1 protein-coding gene is annotated in these 573 nt (G+C 54.6%); it reads right to left on the reverse strand.

Features of this window, described 5'->3' with window-relative positions:
* A partial coding sequence (locus tag ABEH28_RS27330) for a diguanylate cyclase (RefSeq protein ID WP_346631575.1) occupies window positions 1–573 on the reverse strand: 573 nt, incomplete at both ends.

The raw sequence follows: 573 nt of genomic DNA on the forward strand, positions 1-573 counted from the left end.
TATCCAGGGTCGCGATGCCAATGCTGCAGGAGGTAAACAGCGTCTGGCCTTCGATCTCGATGGGTAGGCCAAGCGCTTGTATAATTCGTCCGGCAGTCTCGACAGCCTGTTTCTGGTGGTCTTCGCCAGTAAGTAGAACGGCAAACTCGTCGCCGCCAATCCGCGCAACCACCGCCTCGACGTCAATGGAATAATGCAACCGCTCCGCAACCCGTTTGAGCAATACATCACCAGCGTGATGACCTATGCCGTCATTGACGTATTTGAACCGGTCGAGGTCCATATACAAAACTGTAGCCGTGCTACGGCTGCCGTCGCCCTTTCTACTTAGGGCTTCCTCGATGTGGCTTGTGAAGTACGCCCGGTTCTTGAGTCTTGTGAGTTCATCGTGAAATGCAGCGTAGGACAACTCCTCCTGAATTCTCTCGCGCTCCACCAGCCGTGATTGGAGCGCCACGCGTTCCTCACGATCCATCTGTGCTTGTTGCAATGCCTCCTCAGCTTCTTTTCGCTCAGTGATGTCTCGCTGCACAGACACCCAATGAGTAAACCAGCCGTTCTCGTTTGCCACCG

The organism is Pseudomonas sp. Ps21-P2, from assembly GCF_039672565.1.
Taxonomy (GTDB): domain Bacteria; phylum Pseudomonadota; class Gammaproteobacteria; order Pseudomonadales; family Pseudomonadaceae; genus Aquipseudomonas.